The 653-nt window shown below is 74.3% G+C and carries 1 protein-coding gene; it reads left to right on the forward strand.

Features of this window, described 5'->3' with window-relative positions; genetic code table 11:
* A partial coding sequence (locus AC4FQ5_RS19825) for an alpha/beta fold hydrolase (protein WP_491146325.1) occupies nucleotides 1–525 on the forward strand: 525 nt, incomplete at its 5' end.
* Between the last annotated feature and the right edge of the window lie 128 nt (nucleotides 526–653).

Raw genomic sequence — 653 nt, forward strand, 5'->3', positions numbered from 1 at the left:
GCCGCTCTCCTGCCCGGTCGCGTGAGCGCGGCCGTCACGATCGCGGGTATCGCCCCGTTCGACGCCGAGGGGCTCGACTGGTATGCGGGGATGGCGGACGCGGCGGCCGTGCGCGCCGCGGCGGTGGGCGGCCGTGCTGCCCGCGCGCGCTTCGAGGAGACCGCAGAGTTCGAGCCGACGAGCTTCAACGATGCGGACTACGCCGCACTCGCGGGACCGTGGGCGCCGCTCGGTGCGGACGTCGGAGTCGCCGCAGCCAACGGACCGACGGGACTCGGCGGCCTCGTCGACGACGACGTCGCCTTCACGTCGCCCTGGGGCTACGACGTCGCCGATGTGCGTGTCCCGACTCTCGTCGTCCAGGGCGGGGACGACCGCGTCGTGCCGCGAGCGCACGGCGAGTGGCTCCTCCGCGAGCTCCCGGTCGGCGAGCTGTGGCTCCGACCGCGGGACGGTCACATCACCGCCCTCGACGCCATCCCCGTCGCCTTCGATTGGTTGCTCGCTCGGGTGTCCCCCACGTAGGGTCTCGCGCCCCCGGCTCGGCGTTGATAGCGTCGGCTCACCGACGAAGGAGGACGCCGATGGCGCGCACTGCACGGCCGCGGAGCGCGCGCCCTCGACGCGTCGCCGCCCTGTCTCTCGCGCTCCTC

Source organism: Chryseobacterium sp. DT-167, from assembly GCF_058310155.1.